The 5,703-nt window shown below is 31.4% G+C and carries 4 protein-coding genes; 2 read left to right on the plus strand and 2 right to left on the minus strand.

Annotated features, from left to right (window positions below; all coding sequences use genetic code 11):
- Both Q0352_RS04245 and aspS read right to left on the minus strand, forming a co-directional pair.
- The coding region (locus Q0352_RS04245) for a chloride channel protein (RefSeq protein WP_299524137.1) at positions 1–777 on the minus strand (777 nt) is incomplete at its 3' end.
- Between the two features lie 221 nt (positions 778–998).
- A complete protein-coding gene (aspS, locus tag Q0352_RS04250; RefSeq protein ID WP_299524140.1) occupies positions 999–2,753 on the minus strand; it encodes an aspartate--tRNA ligase in 1,755 nt (584 codons plus the stop codon).
- A gap of 346 nt (positions 2,754–3,099) precedes the next feature.
- Here aspS and Q0352_RS04255 point away from each other — a divergent pair, with 346 nt between their 5' ends.
- Together Q0352_RS04255 and rsmI are read left to right on the plus strand one after the other, a co-directional pair.
- Positions 3,100–4,896 (plus strand): long-chain fatty acid--CoA ligase, encoded by a 1,797-nt coding sequence (locus Q0352_RS04255; RefSeq protein ID WP_299524138.1) that lies wholly within the window; start codon positions 3,100–3,102, stop codon positions 4,894–4,896.
- A gap of 45 nt (positions 4,897–4,941) precedes the next feature.
- Complete coding sequence (rsmI, locus tag Q0352_RS04260; protein ID WP_299524139.1) at positions 4,942–5,616, plus strand: 16S rRNA (cytidine(1402)-2'-O)-methyltransferase; 675 nt, start codon at positions 4,942–4,944, stop codon at positions 5,614–5,616.
- Positions 5,617–5,703: the final 87 nt, after the last annotated feature.

The raw sequence follows: 5,703 nt of genomic DNA on the forward strand, positions 1-5,703 counted from the left end.
TATTTTAAAATAAACTTTACTAAAATATATTGAAACAGCTGCAGAAGAAATACCTAGCAATACATAAAATAAAACATCATATAATTGAAATTTATCTTGTAAATTAAAATGAAGTAATACATCATCACCAAAAAAGAAATATGAAGTTAATACTGCCGTTATAGAAGCCAGCAATAAAGGAATCATAGAAGCTAATGTTAATTCTAAGCTAAAAATTTCAACAGCAAAAACAATAGCTGCAATTGGTGCTTTAAAAATTGAAGACATAGCTCCTGCAGCAGCAGCTCCAATTAGCAATGTTCTTGTAGTTTGGTTTAAATGAAAAAATCGTGCGAAATTTGAACCCAAAGCAGCGCCAGTTGCTACAGTTGGACCTTCAAGACCCACAGAACCACCAAAACCAACAGTTAGTGGAGCTGTAATTAAAGAGGCCCACATTTGATGTCTTGGCATAATTCCTTTTTGCTTTGAAATAGCATATAAAGTTGAAGGAATACCGTGACCTACTTTTTTTCTTATAAAATATTTTATAATAAGAAGCACTATTAGTAAGCCTATAATTGGAAATATAAAATAAAACGCTTGATGAATTTCTTTTATAAATTTGCCCTCCAGTAAATGCTGAATAAAGTGTGTTAAGTTTTTTAAAACCACAGCTCCAAGTCCAGCCAATAAACCAATAATTGCACTTGCAATATTTGTAAATTGTTTATTCGAGATGTGTTGATATCTCCATTTGAAAAATTTACGGACAATAAATTTTGAACTAATTGGCATTTTTTAATTTAATAAAAGGATATAATAAAAACATTAAAATAGCTGGTTAAGAATTTTTTTCCGGACAACTTTTGCAGTGTTTTTCTTTTTTCTTTTTGTATTTTTCACAGCAAACATCTTTAAATTTACTCTTTGATTGAAACCAATCAAATTCATAATTAAAAATATCCAATGTTTTTGAATTACTCATGTTTATAATATAGAATAATATTTTGAAAATTCTATAATTTTAAATCTAATTTCAAATTCAATTCTTTCAATTGAGTTTCATCAATTTTAGAAGGTGCATCAATCATCACATCTCTACCGCTATTGTTTTTAGGGAATGCAATAAAATCACGAATAGTTTCTTGACCGCCTAAAATAGCAACCAATCTATCCAATCCAAAAGCTAAACCACCATGCGGAGGTGCTCCATATTCAAACGCATTCATTAAAAACCCGAACTGATCTTTTGCTTCTTCAGGTGTAAACCCTAAATGATCAAACATTAAAGCTTGTGTAGCTTTGTCATGGATACGAATTGAACCACCACCAATTTCATTTCCGTTTAAAACCATATCATAAGCATTGGCACGTACTTTTCCTGGATCAGTATCTAGTAAATGCATATCTTCAGGTTTTGGTGAAGTAAATGGATGATGCATTGCGTGAAAGCGTTTCGATTCTTCATCCCACTCTAACAATGGAAAATCTACAACCCATAATGGCGCAAATTCATTTGGTTTACGCAAACCTAAACGTGTAGCTAATTCCATACGTAAAGCGCTTAATTGTGTGCGAACTTTATCAGTATTTCCTGATAAAACACAAATTAAATCTCCAGCTTTTGCACCTGTAATTTCAGCCCATTTTGCTAAATCTGCTTCATCATAAAATTTATCAACTGATGATTTAAAAGTACCATCGTCATTACAACGTGAATACACCATTCCCAAAGCACCAACTTGAGGGCGTTTTATCCATTCAATTAGTTTGTCAATTTCTTTTCGGGTGTATGAATTTCCTCCTGGAACTGCAATTCCAACAACTAATTCAGCATTGTTAAAAACGCTAAATTCTTTATGTTTAGCTACTTCATTTAACTCACCAAACTCCATTCCAAAACGAATATCTGGTTTGTCGTTTCCATATTTTTTCATCGCTTCATCATAAGTCATTCTTGGAAAGTCAGCAACTTCAACACCGTTTATTTCTTTTAATAAATGACGAGTTAATCCTTCAAAAGTATTTAAGACATCTTCTTGTTCAACAAAAGCCATTTCGCAGTCAATTTGTGTGAATTCTGGTTGTCTGTCTGCACGTAAATCTTCATCTCTAAAGCATTTCACAATTTGAAAATACTTATCCAATCCTCCAACCATCAACAATTGCTTAAAAGTTTGAGGAGATTGAGGTAATGCATAAAACTGACCTGCATTCATTCGACTTGGAACCACAAAATCACGAGCTCCTTCAGGAGTAGATTTAATTAAAACAGGTGTTTCAACTTCAATAAAATCTTTATCAGATAAATATTTACGAACTTCAATAGCTACTTTATGGCGGAATATTAAATTTTCTCTTACCGGGTTTCTTCTAATATCTAAATAACGATATTTCATTCTTAACTCATCTCCACCATCAGTTTCATCTTCAATTGTAAATGGAGGAACTAACGATTTGTTTAAAATAGTTAACTCTTTCACTAAGATTTCAATATCACCAGTTGAAATATTACTATTTCTTGAAACACGTTCTATTACTTCACCTTTCACCTGAATTACAAATTCTCTCCCTAAGGTTTTCGCCTTTTCCATCATTTCTTTTGGTGTGCGATCTTCATCAAAAATTAATTGGGTAATTCCGTAACGGTCACGCAAATCAACCCACATCATAAAACCTTTATCGCGTGTTTTTTGCACCCAGCCTACTAAAGTAACTTCTTGACCTACATTTGTTAATCGTAATTCTCCGTTTGAATGTGTTCTGTACATTTTTATTTTTTTATAAGAAAGTGCAAATTTAGTGATTTCAATCATACATTAAACAGTTCTTTTTAATTTTTTGAGTGTTCAATTTATGAAAGTAAGTGCTTGGCTTTGTGGGTTTATTTTATTTTTTACAGAAAGGACTTTAAATTATTATTTACGCATTCACTGTATTTACCTAAAAAATTGTAAAAAAGTGATAAAGAAAAGTTCTAAATACTTCAAGTTTTGTTAAAATACGTATGCTGAAATTCACATAAAATTAAGATTGTAATTTCCGAATTAAATTATTCGTAGCTTTGTGCGCTTTGAATTAGGTTAAAATCTATTTTAAATTGAAACCAAATAGAGTATGATTTATAAACACTTAGTTGAAGATATTAAATGTAATGTTCAACGTTTTAAGGATAAAAATGCCATTTATTTTAAAAATATTGAGCAAGACAATTGGGAAGGAATTTCTTGGACAGATTTTGGAAGTAGAATTCAAAACTTGTCTAAATCTCTGATAAATTTTGGTATTGAGGGGCAACAAAACGTTGCGGTTTTTGCTGAAAACATGCCAGAATGGATTATTGCGGATATTTCAATAATGAGTATTAGAGCAGTAACGGTGCCTATTTATGCAACCAATTCTAAGAAAGAAGCTGAATACATAATCAATGATGCTGAGGTTAGTCTGCTATTTGTTGGCGGTCAAGAAGAATATGATAAAGCTTTTGAGATTTCACAAACTAATACGTATTTAAAGTTAATTGTTGCTTTAAATAATAGCATTAAAATTCAAAAAAATAAAAACTCTATTTATTTAAATGATTTTGTGGCTATTGAATTTCCGAAAAGAGTAGATACTGAGCTTCAAAAAAGACATTATGAGTGTGATTTAAATGATTTGGCGAGTATTATTTATACTTCAGGAACTACTGGAGAGCCGAAAGGGGTAATGTTAGATCATAATAATTTTGCAGCATCTTTAAATGCACATGATTTTGAACTGGATGTTGACGACAAAGATTCTTCCTTAAGCTTTTTGCCTTTAAGTCATATTTATGAGCGAAGTTGGGTGTTTTTCTGTTTACATGTTGGTATTGAAGTTTATTTCAACCAAAATCCTAAGTTAATCGCTGAGGTTTTGAAAGAGGTAAAGCCCACATTAATGTGTACAGTACCTCGTATTTTTGAGAAAATTTTCGCTGCAATTCAAGATAAAAGAAAGGAAGCTTCTCCTACTAAAATGAAATTAGCGAGTTGGGCTTTAGGTATTGGAAATGCTTATTACAATAACCATAAAAGATTAGAAAAAAAGGTTCCCTTTGCGTTAAAATTGAAGCATAAAGTTGCTGACAAATTAGTACTTAGCAAGTTGAGAGCTGTTTTTGGTGGTCGTATTAAATTTATGCCTTGTGGTGGCGCTCCTTTGGCTGCAGATATGGTTTCTTATTTTCATTCGTTCGGATTAAATATTAAATGTGGTTATGGTTTAACCGAAACTACAGCTACGGTTTCCTTGTTTGGATATACGCATTTTGAATTTAATTCTGCAGGAAAGACAATTCATGGTGCTGAAATTAAAATAGGAGATAACAACGAAATTTTGGTAAAAGGTCCTGGAGTTATGAAGGGCTATTATAAAAAACCAGAAGCTACTGCTGAAGTTTTTAAAGATGGTTGGTTTTGTACAGGTGATGCCGGTACAATGGATGCTGAAGGAAACTTGGTGATTACAGACAGAATTAAAGATTTGATGAAAACATCTGGAGGTAAATATATAGCTCCTCAAAAATTAGAATTGGCTTTAATTAACGATGCTTTTATTGAGCAAATTGCGGTAATTGGTGATCAACAAAAATATGTAACAGCGTTGGCAGTTCCTAGTTTTGAAAACATAAAAAAGTATGCTATTGAACACAGTATTAACTTTAAGGATATTGAAGAATTAATCAATCATAATCAAATTAAAGATCTATTTGAAAAGCGTTTTGAAGAACTTCAAAAGGAATTCTCAAAGTTTGAAAAAATTAAAAAATTTACGCTATTACCTAAAGAATTTAGTATTGAAGCAGGCGAAATTACTGCAACCTTAAAACTAAAAAGAAAAGTGATTCAGCAAAAATATAAAGAACTAATAGATAAGATGTATAAAGAATAATTTTACTTTGTAACTTTATAATTCGAAAAATTAAAACGTTTAATATTGGAATCAAAATTATATTTAGTACCAACACCCATTGGAAATTTAGAGGATATTACACTAAGAGCGATTCGGGTTTTAAAAGAAGTTGATTTAATTTTGGCCGAAGACACACGTACAAGCGGTAAATTGTTAAAACATTTTGAAATTTCAACTCATATGCACAGCCATCATATGCATAATGAGCATAAAACGGTCGCTAATATTGTACAACGAATTAAAAATGGAGAATCTATTGCCTTAATTTCAGATGCAGGTACACCTGCAATTTCTGATCCTGGATTTTTATTAACACGTGCTTGTTTAGAAAATGGTGTTGAAATAGAATGTTTACCTGGCGCAACGGCTTTTGTGCCCGCACTAGTAAATAGCGGTTTACCAAATGATAAATTTGTTTTTGAAGGGTTTTTACCTGTAAAAAAAGGACGACAAACCCGTTTACAATTTTTAGCAGAAGAAACTCGTACCATGATTTTTTACGAATCTCCTCATAAATTACTAAAAACATTGTCTCATTTTGGAGAGTATTTTGGGGTGGATAGACCAATTTCAGTTTCGCGTGAATTAACCAAATTATACGAAGAAACAGTTAGAGGTTCTGTTGCTGAAGTTATTCAATATTTTACTATAAAAGCACCAAAAGGAGAATTTGTAGTTGTGGTAGGAGGAAAGAAATAATTGTGAATTTTATAATCCGTAATTTCTTCTATTATTCCAGCTTGTTCTATTTGTGGTATTGAAATCAATAAATTTTCCTTTGTGTTT

Source organism: uncultured Lutibacter sp., from assembly GCF_937891065.1.
Taxonomy (GTDB): Bacteria; Bacteroidota; Bacteroidia; order Flavobacteriales; family Flavobacteriaceae; genus Lutibacter.

What these genes read in the sequence shown, in the direction of transcription:
- Q0352_RS04255 (WP_299524138.1), top strand. Translation starts at nt 3,100, where the DNA reads ATGATTTATAAACACTTAGTTGAAGATATTAAATGTAATGTTCAACGT.
- aspS (WP_299524140.1), bottom strand. Translation starts at nt 2,753, where the DNA reads ATGTACAGAACACATTCAAACGGAGAATTACGATTAACAAATGTAGGT.